The 21824-nt window shown below is 64.2% G+C and carries 21 protein-coding genes and 1 pseudogene; 18 read left to right on the forward strand and 4 right to left on the reverse strand.

Annotated features, from left to right (window positions below):
- Positions 1 to 482, forward strand: a pseudogene (locus tag IV088_RS23215) (lysine decarboxylase); the annotation flags it as partial.
- A gap of 28 nt (positions 483 to 510) precedes the next feature.
- Positions 511 to 726, forward strand: coding sequence for a YdcH family protein (locus IV088_RS23220; RefSeq protein ID WP_236965373.1), 216 nt, complete (start codon positions 511 to 513; stop codon positions 724 to 726).
- Positions 727 to 745: 19 nt separating this feature from the next.
- Here the strand turns inward: IV088_RS23220 and IV088_RS23225 are convergent, their stop codons facing one another.
- Both IV088_RS23225 and fabI read right to left on the reverse strand, forming a co-directional pair.
- Entirely contained in the window at positions 746 to 1624 is an 879-nt protein-coding gene (locus tag IV088_RS23225) for a DNA ligase (RefSeq protein WP_291106687.1), read from the reverse strand.
- Between the two features lie 26 nt (positions 1625 to 1650).
- The gene (gene fabI / locus IV088_RS23230; protein ID WP_236965375.1) at positions 1651 to 2448 is read right to left on the reverse strand and encodes an enoyl-ACP reductase FabI; all 798 of its coding nucleotides are present in this window, start codon (positions 2446 to 2448) and stop codon (positions 1651 to 1653) included.
- Between the two features lie 38 nt (positions 2449 to 2486).
- Here fabI and IV088_RS23235 point away from each other — a divergent pair, with 38 nt between their 5' ends.
- The 14 genes from IV088_RS23235 to IV088_RS23300 all read left to right on the forward strand — a co-directional run bounded on the left by IV088_RS23235 (position 2487) and on the right by IV088_RS23300 (position 19716).
- Positions 2487 to 4331, forward strand: a complete 1845-nt coding sequence (locus IV088_RS23235; RefSeq protein WP_291106690.1) for an extracellular solute-binding protein — start codon at positions 2487 to 2489, stop codon at positions 4329 to 4331.
- Between the two features lie 2 nt (positions 4332 to 4333).
- Positions 4334 to 5359 (forward strand): microcin C ABC transporter permease YejB, encoded by a 1026-nt coding sequence (locus tag IV088_RS23240; protein ID WP_291106802.1) that lies wholly within the window; start codon positions 4334 to 4336, stop codon positions 5357 to 5359.
- Positions 5360 to 5364: 5 nt separating this feature from the next.
- On the forward strand, positions 5365 to 6393 hold the full coding sequence (locus IV088_RS23245; protein WP_291106692.1) for an ABC transporter permease: 1029 nt from the start codon (positions 5365 to 5367) through the stop codon (positions 6391 to 6393).
- Positions 6390 to 7988, forward strand: coding sequence for a dipeptide ABC transporter ATP-binding protein (locus IV088_RS23250; RefSeq protein ID WP_291106694.1), 1599 nt, complete (start codon positions 6390 to 6392; stop codon positions 7986 to 7988). Before IV088_RS23245 ends, IV088_RS23250 begins: the two co-directional genes overlap by 4 nt.
- 79 nt (positions 7989 to 8067) lie before the next feature.
- Positions 8068 to 8853 carry a DUF2189 domain-containing protein gene (locus IV088_RS23255; protein WP_291106696.1) on the forward strand — a complete coding sequence of 262 codons (786 nt, stop codon included), beginning with the start codon at positions 8068 to 8070 and terminating at the stop codon, positions 8851 to 8853.
- Positions 8854 to 8870: 17 nt separating this feature from the next.
- Complete coding sequence (locus IV088_RS23260; RefSeq protein WP_077330709.1) at positions 8871 to 9092, forward strand: DUF2788 domain-containing protein; 222 nt, start codon at positions 8871 to 8873, stop codon at positions 9090 to 9092.
- 187 nt (positions 9093 to 9279) lie between these two features.
- Positions 9280 to 9873 carry a ribosome maturation factor RimP gene (gene rimP / locus IV088_RS23265; RefSeq protein WP_291106804.1) on the forward strand — a complete coding sequence of 198 codons (594 nt, stop codon included), beginning with the start codon at positions 9280 to 9282 and terminating at the stop codon, positions 9871 to 9873.
- A 78-nt stretch (positions 9874 to 9951) separates the two neighbouring features.
- Positions 9952 to 11451 carry a transcription termination factor NusA gene (gene nusA / locus IV088_RS23270; RefSeq protein WP_291106698.1) on the forward strand — a complete coding sequence of 500 codons (1500 nt, stop codon included), beginning with the start codon at positions 9952 to 9954 and terminating at the stop codon, positions 11449 to 11451.
- Between the two features lie 31 nt (positions 11452 to 11482).
- Positions 11483 to 14347 carry a translation initiation factor IF-2 gene (gene infB, locus IV088_RS23275; protein ID WP_291106701.1) on the forward strand — a complete coding sequence of 955 codons (2865 nt, stop codon included), beginning with the start codon at positions 11483 to 11485 and terminating at the stop codon, positions 14345 to 14347.
- A 3-nt stretch (positions 14348 to 14350) separates the two neighbouring features.
- On the forward strand, positions 14351 to 14725 hold the full coding sequence (gene rbfA / locus IV088_RS23280) for a 30S ribosome-binding factor RbfA (protein ID WP_291106703.1): 375 nt from the start codon (positions 14351 to 14353) through the stop codon (positions 14723 to 14725).
- A gap of 2 nt (positions 14726 to 14727) precedes the next feature.
- A complete protein-coding gene (gene truB / locus IV088_RS23285) occupies positions 14728 to 15717 on the forward strand; it encodes a tRNA pseudouridine(55) synthase TruB (RefSeq protein ID WP_291106705.1) in 990 nt (329 codons plus the stop codon).
- Positions 15714 to 17534 carry a translational GTPase TypA gene (gene typA / locus IV088_RS23290; RefSeq protein ID WP_291106707.1) on the forward strand — a complete coding sequence of 607 codons (1821 nt, stop codon included), beginning with the start codon at positions 15714 to 15716 and terminating at the stop codon, positions 17532 to 17534. Before truB ends, typA begins: the two co-directional genes overlap by 4 nt.
- 43 nt (positions 17535 to 17577) lie before the next feature.
- A complete protein-coding gene (locus IV088_RS23295; RefSeq protein ID WP_291106708.1) occupies positions 17578 to 18594 on the forward strand; it encodes a DMT family transporter in 1017 nt (338 codons plus the stop codon).
- Positions 18595 to 18615: 21 nt separating this feature from the next.
- Positions 18616 to 19716: an enoyl-CoA hydratase/isomerase family protein gene (locus IV088_RS23300; protein WP_291106710.1), complete on the forward strand. Its 1101-nt coding sequence runs from the start codon at positions 18616 to 18618 to the stop codon at positions 19714 to 19716.
- Positions 19717 to 19761: 45 nt separating this feature from the next.
- On the opposite strand, the gene smpB is transcribed toward IV088_RS23300, so the two are convergent.
- Positions 19762 to 20256: an SsrA-binding protein SmpB gene (gene smpB / locus IV088_RS23305; RefSeq protein WP_291106712.1), complete on the reverse strand. Its 495-nt coding sequence runs from the start codon at positions 20254 to 20256 to the stop codon at positions 19762 to 19764.
- Positions 20257 to 20359: 103 nt separating this feature from the next.
- Here smpB and IV088_RS23310 point away from each other — a divergent pair, with 103 nt between their 5' ends.
- Both IV088_RS23310 and IV088_RS23315 read left to right on the forward strand, forming a co-directional pair.
- Positions 20360 to 20803, forward strand: a complete 444-nt coding sequence (locus IV088_RS23310; RefSeq protein ID WP_291106714.1) for a type II toxin-antitoxin system RatA family toxin — start codon at positions 20360 to 20362, stop codon at positions 20801 to 20803.
- A complete protein-coding gene (locus IV088_RS23315) occupies positions 20800 to 21132 on the forward strand; it encodes an RnfH family protein (protein WP_291106716.1) in 333 nt (110 codons plus the stop codon). The genes IV088_RS23310 and IV088_RS23315 overlap by 4 nt, the downstream gene beginning before the upstream one ends.
- Here the strand turns inward: IV088_RS23315 and IV088_RS23320 are convergent.
- Positions 21126 to 21650, reverse strand: coding sequence for a DUF4124 domain-containing protein (locus IV088_RS23320; RefSeq protein WP_291106718.1), 525 nt, complete (start codon positions 21648 to 21650; stop codon positions 21126 to 21128). The two genes, IV088_RS23315 and IV088_RS23320, sit on opposite strands and share 7 nt — an antisense overlap.
- Between the last annotated feature and the right edge of the window lie 174 nt (positions 21651 to 21824).

Consider the following 21824-nt stretch of genomic DNA (forward strand, 5'->3'; position numbering starts at 1 on the left):
TGCAGCAGTTCAAGGACGACTACGCCAAGAACCAGCCGATGTGGCGCATCCTGCCCGAGTTCTGCCAGAAGCACCCGCGCTACGAGCAGATGGGCCTGCGCGATCTGTGTCAGCACGTGCACCAGTTGTACGCCCGTTATGACATCGCGCGCCTGACCACCGAGATGTACCTGAGCGACCTCACGCCGGCGATGAAGCCGAGCGACGCCTTTGCCCACATCGCCCAGCGCACCACCGAGCGCGTGCCGATCGACGACCTGATTGGTCGCATCACGACCAGCCTGGTCACGCCATACCCGCCGGGCATTCCGCTGCTGATCCCGGGCGAGGTGTTCAACAAGAAGATCGTCGATTACCTCAAGTTCGCGCGCGAGTTCAATGCGCTGTGCCCCGGTTTCGAGACCGACATCCACGGTCTGGTCGAGCAGCAGGACGCGGATGGCAAGAAACACTATTTTGCCGATTGCGTGAAGGCGGCGTAAGCTGGCGCTCCACATCCAAGGAGCGCCCATGTTTCCGGAGTACCGCGACCTGATCACCCGCCTCAAGGGCCACGACCACCATTTCACCCGCCTGTTCGACAAGCACAACGAGCTGGATCAGACGATCAAGAACATGGAGGCGCACATCCAGCCCGCGACGGTGACCGAGATTGAGCAGCTCAAGAAGGAAAAGCTGGCACTCAAGGACCAGATCTACGCCTTGCTCCGCCAGGCAGCCGCCTGATCGGAGCACCTGCCCGCGGTCAGGGCCGTGGCCCTGAGGCCGCTGGCTGAACATCCGGGCGCTCGCGCAAAAACGTGGCAAAGCGTGGCAAGCCACTGTCGTTGAGGCCACGGTAGCGGTAGGTGACCCACACGCCTTCGGCAGGAGGGTGTTCGCGCTGGGCATCGGTGAGCCCCGTGCCGAGCCGGAAGCGCCGACCCTGTGGCGTTTCCACCAGCAGCGCACCCAGCCGACCGCTGTGGCGCCCTTTGCCGGGCAAATGGCCGACGACCCTGGCTTCCGCGTCGTCGTGGGTCTTGAGCTTGATCAGGTCGTCGCTGCGGATGCCCCGGTACGCGGAGTCGCCCCGGTGCAGCATCAAGCCTTCGCCACCCGCACGCACCATCTGTTGCAACCGGGCACCCAGCTCGGCATGGCTGGTGACCTTCTCCTGCGGCACCGCCACGACCCACGGCCGGTTCAAGCGGCCCACCAGATCCTGGTAGGCCGTCAGGCGTTCGTCGAATATCCCCGGATGGGCGGGCAGATCGAACACCATGAACCGGATGCGGCGCCAGGCGGCGTCGTTCGGAACCTGCTGGCGCACGGTGGACGTGGCTTCTTCGAACCGGCCACGTCCGGCCCAGAGCTCGCCGTCCAGGGGCACCGCTGGCCAGCCCTCGGTGAACCAGGCAGGCGGGTTCAGCACTTCGCCACCGCGGCTCAGCAGGCGCTGTCCGTCCCAGTAGCCCCGCAATCCATCGTATTTTTCACTGACCCAGTAGGCGCCAAGATCGAGACCCGGGTGGTACTTCTCCGCCAGCATGAGGGCAGGTGCGGCACCGGCGGCTCGAAGCGTGGGCGTGAGCAGCAGGCCGGCGACAGCCAGCAGCCAGCCACGCCTGCGCAGAACAGACATGTTGACCGGTCCGTTCTGCGGGTGGATCAGGCCACCGATTCGCTGTCGCGGCTGATGCCGGCGGTCTGGCTGAAGCCCCCGTCCACATAGGTGATCTCGGAGGTCACGCCCGAGGCCAGGTCCGACAGCAGGAAGGCGGCCACGTTACCGACGTCGTCAATGGTCACGTTGCGGCGCAGGGGCGAAGCTGCGGCCACCATGCCCAGCAGCTTGCCGAAGTCTTTGATGCCACTGGCGGCCAAGGTCTTGATCGGACCGGCGCTGATGCCGTTGACGCGCATGCCGCGCGGGCCGAGCGATTCGGCCAGGTAGCGCACGCTGGCTTCCAGGCTGGCCTTGGCCAAGCCCATGGTGTTGTAGTTGGGAATGGTGCGCAGAGCACCGAGGTAACTCAGCGTGAGCAGCGAGGCCTTGGGCGCCAGGAAGGGCAGGGCGGCCTTGGCCATGGCGGGAAAGCTGTAGGCGCTGATGTCGTGCGCGATGCGGAAGTTCTCGCGCGTCAGGCCGTCGAGAAAATCGCCGGCGATGGCTTCGCGCGGAGCGAAACCGATGCTGTGCACAAAGCCGTCGAACTGGGGCCAGACCTGGGACAGGTCGGCAAACAGCTTGTCGATCTGCGCGTCGTCGCCGACATCGCAGTCGAAGATGAGCGTCGAATTGAAATCGGCGGCGAATTCGGTGATGCGATCCTTGAACCGTTCGCCCACGTAGCTGAATGCCAGCTCAGCGCCTTGCGCGTGGCAGGCCTTGGCGATGCCATAGGCGATGGACCGGTTGGACAGCACGCCCGTGATCAGCAATTTTTTGCCGGCAAGAAAACCCATTGTTCTGACTCCAAAGAAAATTCCAGCAGAATTGTCGCATGCATGCCCGCCCCCCCCGACTCCACCGCGCTCTTGCGCTGTTGCTGCTCGCGGCGATGGGGGGCCCCAGCTGGGCTGCCCATGGCTACGCCCTGTGGGATGAGCTCCGGTACCCGCCGGACTTCCCGCACTTCGCCTACGTCAACCCGGGTGCCCCCAAGGGTGGCGAGTTGCGTCTGGTCAGCAACCTGCGGGTCTCCACCTTCGACAAGTACAACCCCTTCACCCAGCGGGGCAGTGCACCGGCGTACCTGTCGGCACTGATGTTCGACAGCTTGCTGACCAGCGCGCTCGACGAAACCGGCGCGGCCTATGGCTTGCTGGCCGAGGACGTGTCGCTGGCACCCGACCGCTTGTCCGCCACGTTCCGCCTGCGGCGCGAAGCCCGGTTCCACAACGGCGCGCCCGTGCTCGCGGCCGACGTCAAACACAGCTTCGACACCCTGATCGGGCCGCACACCTCGCCGGCGTACAAAACCATCCTGGACGATGTGGCCGGGTTGGACGTCATCGACGAGCGCACCGTGCGCTACCGCTTCAAAAAGGCCAACCGCGAGCTGCCACTCACGGTGGGCGGCCTGCCGGTGTTCAGTCGCGCCTGGGGCGACGAGAAAGACCCGAAGACTGGTCAGCGCAAGGGCTTTGACCAGGTGGTGATGGATGTGCCCATCGGCAGCGGTCCCTACAAGATCGGGCCTGTGCGCTTCGGCAAGGACATCACCTATGTCCGGGACGCCAACTATTGGGCGCGGGAATTGCCGGTGAGGCGGGGCACGGCCAACTTCGACCGCATCACGGTCAAGATTTACAAAGACAACACCGCCAGGCTGGAGGCGCTCAAAGCGGGCGAGTTCGACCTGATGCGGTTCTTTTCGGCGGGCGACTGGGCACGCCGGGTGAACGGCAAACGCTTCGACAGCGGCGAACTGGTGAAGGCCGAGTTCACGCACCGCCTGCCCACCGGCTTCCAGAGCTATGTGCTCAACACCCGCCGCCCGCCGCTGGACGACATCCGCGTGCGCCAGGCGCTGGGTCTTGCCATCGACTACGAGTGGATGAACCGCCAGATGTTCTACGGCGGCTACCAGCGGGTGCAGGGGCTGTTCGGCAACACCGATTGCGCGGCGGAGGGCCCGCCCGGCCCTGCGGAATTGAACCTGTTGCAACCCTGGCGCGCCCAGTTGCCGACCACCGTGTTTGGTCCGGCCTACCGCTCGCCGCGCACCGATGGTGAGCACTCGTTGCGCGCCAACCTGCGGCAAGCGCAGGCGCTGCTGCGCGAAGCAGGGTGGGTGGTCAAGGACGGCGCATTGCGCAATGCCCAAGGGGCGCCTTTCCGCATCGAGTACCTCGACAGCGCGGAGACCGGCGCACGCGTCGTCACGCCGTGGGTGCGCAACCTGGAGAAGCTGGGCATCGAGCTGAGGTTTCGCCCGGTGGACTTCGCGCTGTACCAGGAGCGCCTGCGCACCTTCAATTTCGACATCACCTCACTTGCCTACGGCGGCACGCACAACCCGGGGCCGGAATACGCCGACCTGTTCGGCAGCAAGGCGGCGAACACCGAAGACTCCGGCAACATGGCCGGCGTGCGCAGCCCGGCGGTGGATGCCCTGATCACCCGCATGGTCGATGCCGAGACACGGCCGGATTTCCTGGCCGCCTGCCGCGCGCTGGAGCGCGTGATCACGCATGGCCACTATCTGGTGCCGCAATGGTCGGCCAGCACCCACCGCATGGTCTACAACGCAAAGCGCTTGTCGCGCCCCGAAAAAATGCCGCCCTACGCCGCGGGTGAAGACTGGGCCATCGACACCTGGTGGTCCCGGACAGGAGCCCCATGATCATGTGGGTCTACATCCTCAAACGCCTCTTGCTCATGATCCCGACGCTGTTCGGGGTCTTGCTGCTGACCTTCGTGGTCATCCAGTTCGTGCCCGGCGGCCCGGTGGAACAGTACCTGGCCGAGGCGCGCACGGCGGGCGGCAGCAGCGCTGAAGGCGGGTCGGTGTACCGGGGCGCGCAGGGGGTGGACCCGCAGCGGCTGGAGCAGATCAAGGCCTTGTACGGCTTCGACAAGCCTGCGCACGAGCGCTTTGGCCAGATGCTGGCCCAGTTCGCCCGCTTTGACCTGGGCACGAGTTTTTTCCAGAACAAGGCGGTGTCGACGCTGATCCTGGAGAAGCTCCCGGTCTCGATCAGCCTGGGCCTGTGGACCTTTTTCATCAGCTACCTGGTCGCCGTCCCGCTGGGTGTGGCCAAGGCGGTGAGGGCGGGTTCGAGGTTCGATCTGGTGACGACGCTGCTGGTGCTGATTGGCTACGCCATTCCCGGCTTTGTGCTGGGTGTGGCGCTGCTGGTGGTGTTTGGTGGTCAGTTGCAGTGGTTCCCGCTGCGCGGCCTGACCTCGTCCAACTGGGAGGAGCTGAGCTGGGGGGCTCGCATCGCCGACTACCTCTGGCACATCACCTTGCCGGTGACCGCCATGATGCTGGGCAGCTTTGCCGTGACGGCGATGCTCACCAAAAACGCCTTCCTCGAAGAAATCCGCAAACACTATGTGATGACGGCTCGCGCGAAAGGGTTGTCTGAGCGGCAGGTGCTCTGGAAGCATGTGTTCCGCAATGCGCTGATTCCCATCGTGACCGGTTTCCCCGCCGCGTTCATCGGTGCGTTCTTCACCGGCGCATTGCTGATTGAAACCCAGTTCTCGCTGGACGGCCTGGGTCTGCTGGGCTATGAGAGCGTGATCCGTCGCGACTACCCCGTGGTGATGGGCACGCTGTTCCTGTTCACCCTCATCGGTTTGGTGACCAAGCTGGTGTCCGACCTGTGTTACGTGTGGGTGGACCCCCGCGTGAAGTTCGATTGATCGCCATGGCCTCAACGTCCCCTTCCCGCCGCGCCTGGCAACGCTTCAAGCGCAACCGGCTGGGCTACTGGAGTCTGGTGGCGTTCTGCACGCTGGTGGTGCTCAGCCTGTTCGCCGAGCTGCTGTCGAACGACAAGCCGCTGATCGTGCGATACGAAGGGCAAACCTATTTGCCGATGTTGCGGGACCACCCCGAAACCACGTTCGGCGGTGACTTCGAGTCGGCCACCGACTACCTCGACCCGTTCGTGCAAGCGCAGATCACGAAGGGCGACAACTGGGCGGTGTACGCGCCCAATCCGTACGGGCCGAGGACCCTGAATTACTTCGCGAAAGAGCCCAACCCGTCCCCGCCCACCCGGGACAACTGGATGGGCACCGACGACCGGGGGCGTGACCTGCTGGCGCAGCTGATTTATGGCTTTCGCGTGAGCGTGCTGTTTGCGCTGGCGTTGACGTTCGTTGGTACCGTGCTGGGGGTGCTCACGGGCGCGATTCAGGGGTTTCTGGGGGGGTGGACCGATCTGGTGTTTCAGCGTTTCATCGAGATCTGGTCGTCCATGCCGGAGCTGTACCTGCTCATCATCTTCTCGGCCGTGCTGTCGCCCAGCATCGGTCTGCTGCTGGTGCTGCTCAGCCTGTTTGGCTGGATGGGTCTGTCGGACTACGTGCGCGCCGAGTTCCTGCGCAACCGCCAGCTGGACTATGTGCGCGCCGCGCGGGCGATGGGGCTGTCCAGCCTTCAGATCATCTGGCGCCATGTGCTGCCCAACAGCCTGACGCCCGTGGTGACCTTTTTGCCGTTCCGCATGAGTGCGGCCATCCTGGCGCTGACCTCGCTCGACTTCCTGGGCCTGGGCGTTCCGCCAGGCACGCCGTCGCTGGGTGAACTGCTGAGCCAGGGCAAGAACAACATCGACGCCTGGTGGATTTCGCTCTCCACCTTCGCGGTGCTGGTGCTCACGCTGTTGCTGCTCACCTTCATGGGCGACGCGCTGCGCGATGCGCTCGACCCGAGAAAGGCCGAGCGATGAGTGCCTTGCTGGAGGTCCGGAACCTGCGGGTGTCCTTCAACGGACAGGAGGTGGTGCACGGCATCGACTTTTCGTTGGCGGCGGGGGAGAAGCTGGCCTTGGTGGGCGAATCCGGCTCGGGCAAGACCGTGTCGGCGCTGTCACTGCTGCGCTTGCTGCACGGCGCGCAGGTGTCGGGCTCCGCGGCCTTGAACGGGCGGGATCTGTTGACGCTGAGCGAACACCAGCTGCGGGCCGTGCGGGGCGACCAGGTGGCCGTGATCTTCCAGGAGCCGATGACCTCGCTCAACCCGCTTTACAGCGTGGGCGAGCAGATCGCCGAGGTGCTGCAGCTCAAGAAGGGTCTGACCGCAGCGCAGGCCAAGGCGTCCACGGTGGAGTTGCTGGCCTCGACCGGCATCCCCGAACCGGCCCGCCGGGCGGGCGCTTTTCCGCATCAGCTGAGCGGTGGGCAACGACAGCGGGCGATGATCGCGATGGCGCTGGCGAGCGCCCCCCAACTGTTGCTGGCCGATGAACCGACCACCGCGCTCGATGTGACGGTGCGGGCCCAGATCCTGGATCTGTTGTCCGATCTGCAGCGGCAACATGGCATGGCGGTGCTGCTGATTACCCACGACCTGAACCTGGTGCGTCGGTTCGCCGACCGTGTGGCGGTGATGGAGCAGGGCCACCTGGTGGAGCAGGGGGCCGTGGCGCAGGTGTACAGCGCGCCGCAACACCCTTACACGCAACGCCTGCTGGCCAGCCAAGCGCGGCGCGATGTGGTCGACGCCATGGCCTCGGACGCAGAGCCGGTGTTGCAGGCCAGCGGTTTGCGTGTGAGCTACCCGGTGCCGCTGCCCGGCTTCAGGGGCTGGTTTCGGCAAGGCGCCTTCGTGGCGCTGGAGGGCGCCGACTTCGCCATCGCGCCTGGGACCACGCTGGGCGTGGTGGGGGAGTCGGGCTCGGGCAAGTCGACCCTGGCGCTGGCCGCGCTGGGCCTGCTGCCGCATGAAGGCAGTCTTCGCGTGGCCGGCTCCGGCTGGACCGAGGCACAGGCCGCAGGGAGAACAAGAGCCCTGCGCCAGCGCGTGCAGGTGGTGTTCCAGGACCCTTTTTCATCTCTGTCGCCCCGGTTGACCGTGGAGCAAATTGTGGGCGAAGGGCTGACCGTTCACGAGCCGACGTTGGGCGCACCGCAGCGCCGCGAGCGCGTGCAGGCGGCACTGGCCGACGTCGGGCTGGTGCAAGACCCGGCGCAGGCGGGCGACTGGCTGCAACGCTATCCCCACGAGTTTTCCGGCGGACAGCGCCAGCGGCTGGCGATCGCCCGCGCCCTGATTGTTCAGCCAAGCCTGCTGGTGCTGGACGAACCGACCAGCGCGCTCGATGTCACGGTGCAGCAGCAGGTGTTGGCGCTGCTGCAACGCTTGCAGCGGGAACGCGGGTTGAGCTACCTGCTGATCACCCACGACGTGGCCGTGATCCGTGCCATGGCCCATGAGGTGTTGGTGCTCAAAGACGGACAGGTCCTGGAGCATGGCAGCGTTGATCAGGTCTTGAACCATCCCCGTCACGCGTACACGCAGGCGCTCGTGAAAGCCGCAGCCTGAGCCTGGACTACGATCGGTGCCTGCGCTTCATCACGCGTGCCGGGTTCACACCAACGCGCAACCCCACAGATCCATTCCCATGAAACACACCACCCTTCCTGTGGCGTCCCGACCCATCCCCGTGGACATGATGTCGCCGACCCGGTGGATCGAACTCGGCTGGGAAGACCTTAGTGCGAACCCGCTGCCCGGCCTGGTCCACGGCCTGGCCCTGGCGGTCATCGGCTGGATTTTGCTGTGGGCAGCCCGGGACCGGTTCTGGCTGCTCGCGGGTGCGTTTTCTGGCTTTCTCATCGTGGCGCCGGTGCTGGCCACGGGTCTGTACCACGTCAGCCGCGAACGCGCCGCCGGCCGGCTCGCCGACCTGGGCGACGTGGTGGCGCTCTGGCGTTCGTTTGACGGCAGGCTGGTGCGCTTCGGCCTGTTGCTGGGGTTGGCTGGCACCGGCTGGGTGCTCACGTCGGCCGGTTTGATCACCTTGTGGTCACCCGTCCCGATTCACAAGCCCGCTGACTTTCTGCGCCATGTGGTGCTGGTCCGGGACGTGGGCCTGTTCGAGGCCTGGCTGGTTCTGGGGGCCTTGCTGGCGGCACCCGTGTTTGCGTCCAGCGTCGTCGCGATACCGATGCTGGTCGATAAAAGTGTGCCGGTGAGCATGGCCGTCTCCGCCAGCTGGCGCGCCGTGGCCGACCACCCGGGGCCGCTGGTTTGGTGGGCGGTGCTGATTGCGATGCTGGTGGGCCTGGGCATGATGACCGCCTTGCTGGGGCTGACCGTGGTCATCCCGCTGATCGCACACGCCAGCTGGCACGCCTACCGCGATCTCACCGCGCCCAAGTCCCCTGTGCCGGTGTCGGCCCACTGAGCCCACCGGGTCCCTTCATGGAAAACACGATTTTTGGCCTGACCGAAGGGCAGATTGCCCAATTTGGTCTCACCTTCGGTGTCGGCGCCTTCATTCTTTACATGCTGTTCATCGTCCTCAACTTGGCGCTGGAAGCCAAGGCTGGCAAGTTCGGCACCTTCATTCTGTTTCTGGTTTTGTCCTTTGGCATGCTGGGTTTTGTGGCCAAAAGCGTCATTCAATGGGTGCTGGGCATCTGAACAGTGCGAATCCCTGGCCCCAATCTTGCAAAGGTGCTTCCAAACGGGTTACAATGCGAGCTTCACGACCAAATGGGCGGGTAACTACCGGCCCATTTTTTTTGGCCGAACGTTTTTGATCTTTCGCCGGACGCTGGGGCGTCGGGTTTGTGATTCACCGAAATTCAACAAGGCAGATACCGTACAGATGGGCTGGCAAGACACCGTAACGCAAACCGTGACAGGACTGGGTTTTGACCTGGTGGACCTTGAGCGCTCCGCCGGTGGCCTGTTGCGTGTCACGATCGATTTGCCATGGTCGCCGCCCGAGCCCGGTCAGCCGGTCCCGCCCGAGCAGTTTGTGACGGTGGAGGACTGCGAGAAGATCACCCGCCAGTTGCACTACCTGCTGGAGGTGGAGGGGCTGGAGTACAGGCGCCTGGAAGTGGGCTCCCCGGGCATTGACCGGCCTTTGCGTCACGAGGTTGACTTCATCCGGTTTGAGGGCCGCGTGGTGGATCTGACGCTCAAGGCGCCGATCGGCGTCACCGATTCGACGGTGTCGGCCAGTCGAAAAAAGTTTCGCGGCACGCTGGAGCGTGCTGCCGATGGGGTGATGTGGCAGGTGGTGTGGAGCGATGAGCCCGAGCCCAAGCCGGGTCAGCGCGTGAGCAAGAAGCGCGTGCCGGCCCCCCTGCAGGCCCTGACGTTTGTGCTGGACGATATCCAGCAGGCGCGTCTGGCCCCGATTGTGAATTTCAAGGGCCGCCAGTCGGCAACCGCCGGGCCCGGTCCGGTGTGATGTCTGCGCTGTGTGTGTTGTTGTGGCAATGAATGTTTGTGACTCTGAAAATAGAGCTTCGGAAAGGTGGCGAGTGATATGAACCGCGAAATGTTGATGCTGATCGATGCCATCTCACGCGAGAAAAACGTCGAGCGTGACGTCGTGTTGAGTGCTGTTGAGCTGGCACTGGCCTCGGCCACCAAAAAACTCTACAAGGGCGATGTGGACATCCGCGTGGCCATGGATCCCGACAACGGTTCTTACGAAACCTTCCGTCGCTGGTTGGTTGTGCCCGATGAGGCCGGTCTGCAGAATCCCGACGCCGAAGAGCTGCTCACCGATGCCCGCGACGAGATCGCCGACATCGAAGAGGGTGATTTCATCGAGAAGCCGGTGGAAAGCGTGCCGATTGGCCGCATCGGCGCCATGGCCGCCAAGCAGGTCATCCTGCAGAAAATCCGCGATGCCGAGCGCGAGATGCTGCTCAACGACTTCATGTCGCGTGGTGACAAGGTGTTCGTCGGCACTGTCAAGCGCATGGACAAGGGCGATCTGATCGTCGAGAGCGGCCGCGTTGAAGGCCGCCTCAAGCGCGGCGAGATGATCCCGAAGGAAAACTTCCGCACCGGCGACCGCGTGCGCGCCATCATTCTGGAGGTGGATCTGACGCTGCGTGGCGCGCCCATCATCCTGTCGCGTTCTTCGCCTGCCTTCATGATCGAACTCTTCCGCCAGGAAGTGCCGGAAATCGAACAAGGCCTGCTGGAGATCAAGACCTGCGCCCGTGACCCGGGTTCGCGTGCCAAGATCGCCGTGCTCTCGCACGACAAGCGCATCGACCCCATCGGCACCTGTGTCGGTGTGCGCGGTTCGCGCGTCAACGGCGTGACCAACGAGCTCGCTGGCGAGCGCGTGGACATCGTGCTGTGGTCGGAGGACCCCGCTCAGTTCGTGATCGGCGCGCTGGCACCGGCCAACGTCGTGTCCATCGTGGTGGACGAAGAGCGCCATGCGATGGATGTGGTGGTGGACGAGGAAAACCTCGCGATTGCCATCGGTCGCGGCGGCCAGAATGTGCGCCTGGCGTCCGAGTTGACCGGCTGGCGCATCAACATCATGACGGCCGATGAGTCGGCCCAGAAACAGGCGGAAGAAGCCGACGGCATTCGCAAGCTGTTCATGGCCAAGCTGGACGTGGACCAGGAAATTGCCGACATTCTGATCGAAGAAGGTTTCACCAGCCTCGAAGAAGTGGCCTATGTGCCGCTGCAGGAAATGCTGGAAATCGAATCTTTCGACGAAGACACCGTCAACGAATTGCGCACACGTGCCAAGGATGCGCTGTTGACCATGGAGATCGCACGCGAGGAAAGCGTTGAAGCGGTTTCGCAGGATCTGCGCGACCTGGAGGGTTTGACCCCCGAACTGATTGCCAAGTTGGCAGACGGTGGCGTGCACACCCGTGATGAACTGGCCGATCTGGCCACCGACGAATTGACCGATATGACCGGCCAGACGCCTGAAGAGGCAACGGCACTGATCATGTTGGCCCGCGCTCACTGGTTCGCCGGTGAGGAAACGCCTGCTTCCCATTGAACCGCGCAGGCCCGAGCGGAGAAAAACACCTATGACCAGTACCACCGTCGCCGAATTGGCTGCCGAGCTGAACAAGCCCACCCATACCCTGCTGGAGCAACTCTCCGCCGCAGGGGTGCCCAAAACCGAGGGGACCGATCGGGTCACCGAGTCCGACAAGCAAATGCTGCTGGGCCACCTCAAGGCCAGTCACGGCACGGCCAGCGCCGAGCGCAAGAAAATCACGCTGGTGAAGAAATCCACCACCGAGATCAAGCAAGCCGACGCCACCGGGCGTGCCCGCACGATCCAGGTCGAGGTTCGAAAGAAGCGGACTTTCGTCAAGCGGGACGACGAAGTCGCCACGCCCGATGTGCCTGCAGAGCCCGCTGAGCCGGCCGTGCCCGTGATCGACGCTGCCGAGCTCGCTCGTCGCGAAGAGGAAGCACGCCATCAGGCCGAATTGCTGCGCCGCCAGGAAGAAGATCTGGCCCAGAAGCGCCAGGAGCGCGAGGCCGAAGAGGCTCGCCTGGCCGAGCAGGCGCGCCAGGCGGCAGAGGCGGCGGAAGCCGCTGCTCGCGCCCAGAAGGAAGCGGCCGCTGCCGCGCCGGCGCTGGACGCACCGGGTTCTGCCGTCGCACGCATTGCCGAACAGGCCGAAGCCCACCATGCCGCCCTGGAGCGTGAGTCGGCTGCCCGTGTGCTGGCAGACAAGAAGGCCGAGGTCAAGAAAGCCGATGACCTGCGTGCGCAAGACCTGCTGGACCGTCGCCGCAAGGCCGAAGCCGAAGCAGCCAATATCCGCGCGATGATGGCGGCGCCTGCGAAGACGATGGTGGCCAAGAAGCCTGAACCGGTGCCAGATCCGAAGGCCATCAAAGGCACGCTGCACAAACCCGCCGGAACGCCGGGCGCCAAGCCAGCGGGCACGACCGCTGCGGCGGCTGGGGCGGCGGCGGGTGGCAAGAAGGAAGTCAAGTCAGAGAATCTGTCGTCGACCTGGAAGGACGACGCGGCCAAGAAAAAAGAAATCAAGACCCGTGGCGACACGAGTGCGGGCCGCTCCAACTGGCGCGGTGGCCCTCGCAGCGGTGGTCGTCGCAACGACCGTGACAGCCGTGACAACTCGGCGAGCACTTTCGTGGCGCCGACCGAGAACAAGGTTATCGAAGTGCACGTGCCGGAAACCATCACGGTGGCCGAGCTGGCGCACAAGATGAGCTTGAAATCGTCCGAGGTCATCAAGCAGTTGATGAAGCTGGGCCAGATGGTCACCATCAACCAGCCGCTGGACCAGGACACCGCCATGATCGTGGTGGAAGAACTGGGCCACACGGCCGTGATCGCTGCGCTGGACGACCCGGAGGCCTTCACGGAAGAGGAGGGCACCCAGCAACAGGCCGAAGCCTTGCCGCGTGCGCCCGTGGTCACGGTCATGGGTCACGTCGACCACGGCAAGACCTCGCTGCTGGACTACATCCGCCGTGCCAAGGTGGCCGCGGGCGAAGCCGGCGGCATCACGCAGCACATCGGCGCCTACCACGTGGAAACCCCGCGCGGCATGGTGTCCTTCCTCGACACCCCGGGTCACGAGGCGTTCACCGCCATGCGTGCCCGCGGTGCACAGGCCACCGACATCGTGATTCTGGTGTGTGCGGCCGACGACGGCGTGATGCCCCAGACCAAGGAAGCCATCAAGCACGCGAAAGCGGCGGGTGTGCCCCTGGTGGTGGCGCTGACCAAGATCGACAAGCCCGGTATCAATCTGGAACGCGTGCGCTCCGAGCTGGTGGCCGAAGAGGTCGTCCCTGAAGAGTTTGGTGGCGATGTGCCGTTCGTGGGCGTGTCCGCCAAGACCGGCGAGGGCGTAGACGCTCTGCTGGAACAGGTGCTGCTGCAGGCCGAAGTGCTGGAGCTCAAGGCACCGGTGGATGCCATGGCCAAGGGCCTGGTGATCGAAGCCCGCCTCGACAAGGGTCGCGGCTCTGTGGCCACGGTGCTGGTGCAGAGCGGCACGCTCAAGACCGGCGACGTGGTGCTGGTGGGCCAGACCTCCGGCCGCGTGCGGGCCATGCTTGATGAAAACGGCAAGCCGATCAAGTCCGCGGGTCCTTCGATCCCGGTGGAGATTCAGGGCCTGTCGGAAGTGCCTCAGGCGGGCGACGACTTCATGGTGATGCTCGACGAGCGGCGTGCGCGCGAGATCGCCACCTACCGCGCTGGCAAGTTCCGCAACACCAAGCTGGCCAAGCAGCAAGCGGCCAAGCTGGAGAACATGTTCACCGACATCTCGGCGGGCGAAGTCAAGGTCTTGCCGATCATCGTCAAGGCCGACGTACAGGGTTCGCAGGAAGCGCTGGGCGCCTCGCTGCTCAAGCTCTCGACCGACGAGGTCAAGGTGCAGCTGGTGTTCTCCGGCGTCGGTGGCGTGAGCGAAAGCGACGTGAACCTGGCCATTGCCTCCAAGGCGGTCATCATCGGCTTCAACGTGCGGGCCGACGTGGGCGCACGCAAGCTGGCCGAAGGCAACGATGTCGATCTGCGCTACTACAACATCATTTACGACGCCGTCGATGAGTTGAAAGCAGCCATGTCCGGCATGCTGGCGCCCGAAAAACGCGAAGAGGTCATCGGCTCGGCCGAGATCCGCACCGTGTTCGTGGCAACCAAGATCGGCACCATCGCCGGTTGTATGGTCACCTCAGGCATGGTCACCCGAAACGCCCATTTCCGCCTGCTGCGCGAGAACGTCGTGGTCTACACCGGCGAGATCGACACGCTCAAGCGCCTGAAAGACGACGTGCGCGAAGTCAAGGAAGGCTTCGAGTGCGGTATCAAGCTCAAGAACTACAACGACATCAAAGAAGGTGATCAGCTGGAGTTCTTCGAGATCAAGGAAGTGGCTCGCACGCTGTAAACCATGGCCCGCAAAGCGTCCTCCGTCCCCAACCGCGGTTTCCGCGTGGCCGACCAGATTCAGCGCGATCTGGCCGAGTTGATCGCGCGCGAGCTCAAGGACCCCAGGGTGGGCATGGTCACGATCAACGCGGTCGAGGTCACGCCCGACTACGCGCACGCCAAGGTGTTTTTCAGCCTGTTGACCGGCAACCCGGACGAAACCCAGCAGGGCCTCAACGCCGCCGCTGGTTTTCTGCGCACAGGCTTGTTCAAACGCCTGCACATCCACACCGTGCCCACGTTGCATTTCGTGTTCGACCGCACCACCGAGCGCGCGGCCGACATGAATGCACTCATCTCGAAGGCCGTGGCCTCTCGTTCAAAGGACGAAGACTGACCATGCAGGGCCAACGCACAAGGGTGCCGCGGCGCCCTTTGCACGGGGTGCTGCTGCTGGACAAACCGCTGGGACTTTCCAGCAACCAGGCTTTGCAAAAGGCCAAGTGGTTGCTGCGCGCGGAGAAAGCGGGCCACACCGGCACGCTGGACCCGCTGGCCACCGGCGTGTTGCCGCTGTGCTTTGGCGCCGCGACCAAGTTCAGCCAGTTGCACCTGGATGCCGACAAGACCTATGAGACCACGGTGCGCCTGGGCGTGAAAACGTCGACGGGTGACGCCGAAGGGGCTGTGATTCACACGCGTCCGGTTGCCTGCACCGCCGGCCAGGTGGTCGAGGTGCTTGACCGGTTCATGGGGCCGATCAGCCAGGTGCCGCCGATGCACAGCGCCCTGAAAAGAGATGGCAAGCCGCTCTACGAATATGCGCGCGAAGGCGAAACGGTGGAGCGAGAGGCCCGGCACGTGGTCATCCACGATCTGGAGTTGCTGGACATGCGATTGCAGGGCGACGAGCCACAATTGCGCCTGCGTGTGACCTGCAGCAAAGGCACCTACATCCGGACCCTGGGCGAAGACATCGCCGAGGCGCTGGGATGCGGTGGGCACCTGGTGGCATTGCGCCGTGTGGCCACCGGTCCTTTCAGCGAGGCGCAGTGCATCACGATCGACGCGCTGGAGGCAGCCAGCGACACGGAGCGGCAAACGCACCTGCTGCCGCTGGAGTGCCTGCTCGACCGTCACTCCCGACTCACGCTGGGCACAGAAGATGCAAAGCGATTCCTCAACGGTCTGCGCCGTCGCGGGGACTGGTCCGATCAGCCGCTGGTGGCGGTGTACGGGCCCTCCGACGCCGTCTCACCACATGAACCCTTGTCCTCGGTCCTGCTGGGCAGCGCCCGCACCGAGGGTGGCGAACTGATCCCGGGGCGGCTGCTGAGCCCCATCGAAATACAGCACATCCTGGAAACCTCACCGGAACTCACATCATGAGCAAACAAATCCGCAACATCGCCATCATTGCCCACGTTGACCATGGCAAAACCACCATGGTGGACCAGTTGCTGCGCCAGTCTGGCACCTTCGCCGAGCACGAAAAAGTGGTCGACACGGTGATGGACAACAACGCGATCGAACGTGAGCGCGGCATCACCATCCTGGCCAAGAACTGTGCCGTGAGCTGGGAAGGCACGCACATCAACATCGTTGACACCCCCGGCCACGCGGACTTCGGTGGTGAGGTGGAGCGCGCACTGTCCATGGTCGACGGCGTGGTGCTGCTGATCGACGCGCAGGAAGGCCCGATGCCGCAGACCCGTTTCGTGACCAAGAAGGCGCTGGCTCTGGGGCTCAAGCCGATTCTGGTGGTCAACAAGGTGGACAAGCCCGGCGCCCGTCCGCAGCACGTGGTGAACGCCGCGTTCGACCTGTTCGACAAGCTGGGTGCAACCGACGAACAGCTCGATTTTCCCGTGGTCTACGCCTCGGGCATCAACGGCTGGACGTCGCTGGAAGAGGGGGCTCCGGGCGAACAGTGGGGACCGGACATGTCGGCCCTGTTCAACACCGTGCTGCAACACGTGCCAGCCCAGAAGGGTGACCCGGCTGCACCGCTGCAACTGCAGATCTCTGCGCTGGACTTCTCCACCTTCGTGGGCCGCATTGGCGTGGGCCGCATCAGCCAGGGCACGATCAAGCCGCAGATGGACGTGCTGGTGATGGAGGGTCCTGATGGCAAGTCCATCAAGGGCCGCGTCAACCAGGTGCTGACCTTCCAGGGTCTGGACCGTGTGCAGGCCTCCGAAGCCGGCCCCGGCGACATTGTGCTGATCAACGGCATTCCCGAGATCGGCATTGGCGTGACCGTGACGGACGTGACCACCCCCGCCCCGCTGCCCATGCTCAAGGTCGACGAGCCGACGCTGACCATGAATTTCTGCGTCAACACCAGCCCGCTGGCCGGCCGCGAAGGCAAGTTCGTGACCAGCCGCCAGATCTGGGACCGCCTGCAGAAAGAGCTGCAATCCAACGTGGCGTTGCGCGTGCGGGAAACCGACGAAGACGGCATCTTTGAAGTCATGGGCCGCGGCGAACTGCACCTGACCATCCTGCTGGAAAACATGCGCCGCGAAGGCTACGAACTGGCGGTGTCCAAGCCACGCGTGGTGTTCCGTGACGTCGACGGCGTGCGCCACGAGCCGATCGAGCTGGTGACGGCCGACATCGAAGAACAGCACCAGGGTGGCGTGATGCAGGCCCTGGGCGAACGCAAGGGCGAACTGGCCAACATGGAGCCGGACGGCCGTGGCCGTGTGCGCCTGGAGTACCGCATCCCGGCCCGTGGCCTGATTGGGTTCACCAACGAATTCCTGAACCTGACACGCGGTTCTGGCCTGATCTCCAATATCTTCGACAGCTACGAACCGCACAAAGGCGAGATCGCCAGCCGCAAGAACGGCGTGTTGATCTCCATGGACGACGGTGAAATCTTCACCTACGCCCTGGGCAAGCTGGACGACCGCGGCCGCATGTTCGTGAAGGCCGGTGATCCGGTGTACGAGGGCATGATCGTCGGCATCCACAGCCGCGACAACGACCTCGTGGTCAACGCCACACGCACCAAGCAGCTGACCAACTTCCGTGTGTCCGGCAAGGAAGACGCGATCAAGATCACGCCGCCGATCGACCTGAACCTCGAATACGGCGTCGAGTTCATCGAAGACGACGAACTGGTCGAAATCACGCCCAAGTCGGTCCGTCTGCGCAAGCGCTTCCTGAAGGAAAGCGACCGCAAGCGCAACCGCGACTGATGACTCCTTCAACACGGCCTCGCGCCGTGTTGTTGTGTCAACCATGCCCTTTCGTGCCCTGAGCCGCCTGAGTCACACCCAGGCGGTGTTCATGATGATCGCGGTGACCCTCATGTGGTCCATCGCGGGGGTGGTGTCTCGCCAGCTCGAATCGGCCGCGCGCTTTGAGGTGACCTTCTGGCGCAGCGCCTTCACTGCGCTGTCGCTGCTGATCATCCTGCCGGTCTGGCGTGCGGCCGATCGGGCCTCTGGCGTGCTCGACGCGCCCGCAGGGCAAGGCCGTCTGCAACGCCACTGGGGGGTGTTGGCCACCTCGCGCGCGTTCTGGGTCTCTGGTGTCTGCTGGAGTGTGATGTTCACCGCCTTCATGCTGGCGCTGACCTTCACCAGCGTGGCCAACGTGCTGATCATCATGTCGGTCGGCCCCCTGTTCACCGCCCTGCTGGCACGCTTTGCCATCGGTCAGCAACTGCCGCTGAGAACCTGGACGGCCATCGTGGCGGCCGGTGCGGGCATTGCCTACATGTACGGCAGCCAGATGCTTCAGGCCTTCGCAGAACCCAGCGCCAATCCGTCGGGACTGCTGATCGGTTCGATTGCGGCGCTGTGTGTGCCCGTCGCCGGTGCCATCAACTGGACCGTCGTGCAACGCAGCCAGTCGCACGGGCAGCAGATCGACCTCGTGCCTTCGGTCTTGCTCGGCGCGGTCATTTCTTCGCTGCTGACCTTGCCGATGGCTGCCCCATTTGCAGCCACGGCCAACGACGTGGCCTGGCTGGCCATGCTGGGCCTGGTGCAACTCGCCATTCCCTGCGCGCTCGCGGTCGTCTGCGCTCGTTCGCTCAAAGCGCCCGAGGTCTCGCTGCTGGCCTTGCTGGAGGTGATCTTCGGCATCGTCTGGGCCTGGCTCTGGGCCAACGAAACACCCGGGCGCGAAGTGCTGCTCGGTGGTAGTGTGGTGATCACCGCGCTGCTGCTCAACGAGCTGTTGGCCTGGCGCGACCGCAATGCCACCCCGATGCCGACCCAACCCGACGAAAGCGGCGCCATGCCGCATTGATTCTCTCCAGGAAACACCGCCATGAGCCCGACGCCCGTTGAACAGCATGTCATCACCGAAGTCCGTGGTCGCGTTGGTTGCATCACCCTGAACCGGCCCAAGGCGCTCAACGCGCTCTCGCTGGGCATGATCCGTGACATCGCCGCGGCACTGATCGCCTGGCGTGACGACCCCCAGGTGCTGGCGGTGGTAGTGCGTGGCATGAGCCGGGAAGGCCCGTTCGGTGCCTTTTGTGCCGGCGGCGACATCCGCTTTTTCCACCAGGCGGCACTGGCCGGCAATCCCGAACTGGACGACTTCTTCACCGAAGAATATGCACTCAACCACCTGGTGCACACCTACGCCAAGCCCTACATCGCCTTGATGGACGGCATCTGCATGGGCGGAGGCATGGGTATCAGCCAGGGCGCCAGTCTGCGGATCGTCACCGAACGCAGCCAGCTGGCCATGCCCGAAACCGGCATCGGGCTGTTCCCCGACGTCGGTGGTGGCTACTTTCTGAGTCACTGCCCGGGTCGGGTCGGTGAGTACCTGGCACTCACCGGGCTGGTGCTCAAGGGCTCGCAGGCCATGGCAGTGGGCCTGGCCGACGCCCAGGTGGACAGTGGCCGTTTGCAGAGCCTGTGGGACAGTCTGGGGCAGACCCCCTACGAGACCGGCGAGGCGGTGCAACGCTGGTGCCAGAACCACGTGCAGAAACACGTGGAGCCCAGTGACTTGCCTCTGGCTGAGATCGACCGGGTGTTCTCGCTGGACAGCGTTGGCGCCATACTGAGTGCGTTGGAACTTGGTGACAGCGACTGGTCACAACAGACCGCTGCGGTGCTACGCAAGCGTTCGCCGTTGATGTTGCACGTGGTGCTGGAACAGATCCGCCGCGCACGGCACATGGGGCTGACCGACAGCCTGCGCATGGAGCGCGACATGGTACGCCGCTGCTTCCACCTGCGGCCCGGTGCCGCCAGCGAAACGGTGGAGGGCATTCGGGCGCTGGCCATCGACAAGGACCACGCACCGAAATGGAATCCTGTGAGGTCAGAAGACGTGACGCCCGCCATGGTCGCTCCGTTCTTCGACAGCCCCTGGCCAGCCCACGCCCATCCGCTTCGACCGCTTGGCTGACAGCTCAGGCTCCTCCTGTGGTCGGCCGAACGCGCATGGCAGGAGTCAGCGGGTGCGGCTTTTCATGACCCGCTCGACTTCGCGCTTGCCTTCACGCTCCTTGATGGTGTCGCGCTTGTCGTGTTCGGCCTTGCCTTTGGCCAGCGCCATTTCGCACTTCACCTTGCCGTTCTTCCAGTGCAGGTTCAGCGGCACCAGCGTGTAGCCCTTCTGCTCGACCTTGCCAATCAGACGGCGAATCTGCTCACGGTGCAGCAACAGCTTCTTGGTTCGCACCGAATCCGGGCTGACGTGCGTCGAGGCCGTGTTCAGCGGGTTGATCTGGCAGCCAATCAGGAACAGCTCACCTTCGCGAATGACCACATAGCCATCCGTGAGTTGCACCTTGCCCTCTCGAAGGGCTTTCACCTCCCAGCCCTCGAGCACCATGCCGGCCTCGAAACGTTCTTCAATCGCGTAGTTGAAGAGCGCTTTCCTGTTGTCGGCGATGCGGCTGTCAACGCCCTTGACGGGCGCGGTTTTGCTGGGTTTGGTGGCCATGGGGTGTCAGTTGCGGCCGTTTCAGGCCAATACAATGGCAGCGAAGTAGCTGCCGGGCGGCGTGCCGAATGTGGCGTGTTGCCTTGAGTGCCCGCCCGATTGTATGAAAACGATTCAAAAGTCTGTTTTGCTCTGGCACAGCGCGCACGAAATGTTCGCGCTGGTGACCGATGTGCACCACTACCCGCAGTTTTTACCCTGGTGCGACCACAGCGAGGTGGTCGAAAGCGACGACGCCGGGATGGTGGCCAAAGTGGGCATGTCCATCAGCGGCCTTCGCCAGAGCTTCACCACCCGCAACACCCATGTGGACGACCGCCAGGTGCAGATGGAGCTGGTGGATGGACCGTTTTCCCACCTCGAAGGGGTCTGGGACTTCACCCCCCTGGGGGATGGCACGCAACGGGCCTGCAAGGTGGAGTTTCGCCTGACCTACGGTTTCTCCAGCCAAGCGCTGGCGACGCTGGTCGGCCCCGTTTTTGATCGCATTGCCGGCAGTCTGGTGGACGCTTTCGTCAAACGGGCCGACCAGGTGTACGGGGCATGATGGACATTGTTCTGGTGTTCGCGCCCGCGGCGCGCGAGGTGCATGACATGCGCCTGTCTGTGCCAGAGGGCACGTCGCTCAAGGAAGCGCTGCACCTGGCGGGGTGGCTGGAGCGCTTTCCCGCCATCGAGCAAGCGCAGATGGAGGTCGGTATCTGGGGACGCAAAGCCTCGGCACGCACGCCGTTGAGACAGGGGGACCGGGTCGAGATCTACCGGACGTTGCGCGTGGACCCGAAAGTGGCTCGCCGTGAGCGCTTTGTGGGCCAAGGCTCCCGGGGCGCAGGCTTGTTTGCCCAGCGCCGCCCAGGGTCCAAAGCCGGTTACTGAACGGTCGCCTGCGGGCCGGCTGCCTGCGGCATCGGGCCACAATCGGCGCGGATGATCTCGTCGAGCCGCTTGGTTTCAGCGCCTCGGGTCTTGTCGTCCATGATCTCGCGCTCACCTTTGGCGTTGGTGGTGGCGATGCGGATGCCGGAGTCGAACGTTGTCTTGGCGCGTTTGGCGCGTTCACAGTTCTCTGCGCGTGCCTTGGCCAACTTTTCAGTCTCGGCCTTTTTCTTTGCTTGAGCGGCATCTTCCGCCTGCTTCTCGGCTTGTTTCTTCTTGGCTTCGAGCTGTTCGTCCCGACCCGTCAACTTGGGGGCTGGTGCGGCAGCGGGTGCCCCGGCTGCAGCGTCGGTGGCAGGCTCCGGGGTCTTGACTTCGGTTCGCGCGCCCGGCCTTTTGAGGATGTTCTTGTCAGGGATGCCCGGAGGTGGCGCTGTGTCGCTGAACACTTTGGCGCCAGAGCCGTCAATCCATTGCCATTGCGCCTGCGCCCCACCGCTGGCCAGGACGGTCAGCAAGGCAAACGCGACGGGGCGCCAGAGTGAGAGGGAGGTGTGACGATGAGACATCGGGCCAGTTTACCTGCTGACCACCTCCAACGCACCCCTGTCCTGCTGCCCAGCGGTGAACAAGTTGCGTTTTGTGCGAATGGAGGCATCGCCTTGTCACGCAGAGCCAGGGCCATGTGGCTG

Origin of the sequence: Hydrogenophaga sp., assembly GCF_018780075.1 — a bacterium.
Taxonomy (GTDB): Bacteria; Pseudomonadota; Gammaproteobacteria; order Burkholderiales; family Burkholderiaceae_C; genus Hydrogenophaga.

Coding starts and splice junctions, on each gene's coding strand:
- IV088_RS23220 (WP_236965373.1), top strand. CDS start 511: ATGTTTCCGGAGTACCGCGACCTGATCACCCGCCTCAAGGGCCACGAC.
- IV088_RS23225 (WP_291106687.1), bottom strand. CDS start 1,624: ATGTCTGTTCTGCGCAGGCGTGGCTGGCTGCTGGCTGTCGCCGGCCTG.
- fabI (WP_236965375.1), bottom strand. CDS start 2,448: ATGGGTTTTCTTGCCGGCAAAAAATTGCTGATCACGGGCGTGCTGTCC.
- IV088_RS23235 (WP_291106690.1), top strand. CDS start 2,487: ATGCATGCCCGCCCCCCCCGACTCCACCGCGCTCTTGCGCTGTTGCTG.
- IV088_RS23240 (WP_291106802.1), top strand. CDS start 4,334: ATGTGGGTCTACATCCTCAAACGCCTCTTGCTCATGATCCCGACGCTG.
- IV088_RS23245 (WP_291106692.1), top strand. CDS start 5,365: ATGGCCTCAACGTCCCCTTCCCGCCGCGCCTGGCAACGCTTCAAGCGC.
- IV088_RS23250 (WP_291106694.1), top strand. CDS start 6,390: ATGAGTGCCTTGCTGGAGGTCCGGAACCTGCGGGTGTCCTTCAACGGA.
- IV088_RS23255 (WP_291106696.1), top strand. CDS start 8,068: ATGAAACACACCACCCTTCCTGTGGCGTCCCGACCCATCCCCGTGGAC.
- IV088_RS23260 (WP_077330709.1), top strand. CDS start 8,871: ATGGAAAACACGATTTTTGGCCTGACCGAAGGGCAGATTGCCCAATTT.
- rimP (WP_291106804.1), top strand. CDS start 9,280: ATGGGCTGGCAAGACACCGTAACGCAAACCGTGACAGGACTGGGTTTT.
- nusA (WP_291106698.1), top strand. CDS start 9,952: ATGAACCGCGAAATGTTGATGCTGATCGATGCCATCTCACGCGAGAAA.
- infB (WP_291106701.1), top strand. CDS start 11,483: ATGACCAGTACCACCGTCGCCGAATTGGCTGCCGAGCTGAACAAGCCC.
- rbfA (WP_291106703.1), top strand. CDS start 14,351: ATGGCCCGCAAAGCGTCCTCCGTCCCCAACCGCGGTTTCCGCGTGGCC.
- truB (WP_291106705.1), top strand. CDS start 14,728: ATGCAGGGCCAACGCACAAGGGTGCCGCGGCGCCCTTTGCACGGGGTG.
- typA (WP_291106707.1), top strand. CDS start 15,714: ATGAGCAAACAAATCCGCAACATCGCCATCATTGCCCACGTTGACCAT.
- IV088_RS23295 (WP_291106708.1), top strand. CDS start 17,578: ATGCCCTTTCGTGCCCTGAGCCGCCTGAGTCACACCCAGGCGGTGTTC.
- IV088_RS23300 (WP_291106710.1), top strand. CDS start 18,616: ATGAGCCCGACGCCCGTTGAACAGCATGTCATCACCGAAGTCCGTGGT.
- smpB (WP_291106712.1), bottom strand. CDS start 20,256: ATGGCCACCAAACCCAGCAAAACCGCGCCCGTCAAGGGCGTTGACAGC.
- IV088_RS23310 (WP_291106714.1), top strand. CDS start 20,360: ATGAAAACGATTCAAAAGTCTGTTTTGCTCTGGCACAGCGCGCACGAA.
- IV088_RS23315 (WP_291106716.1), top strand. CDS start 20,800: ATGATGGACATTGTTCTGGTGTTCGCGCCCGCGGCGCGCGAGGTGCAT.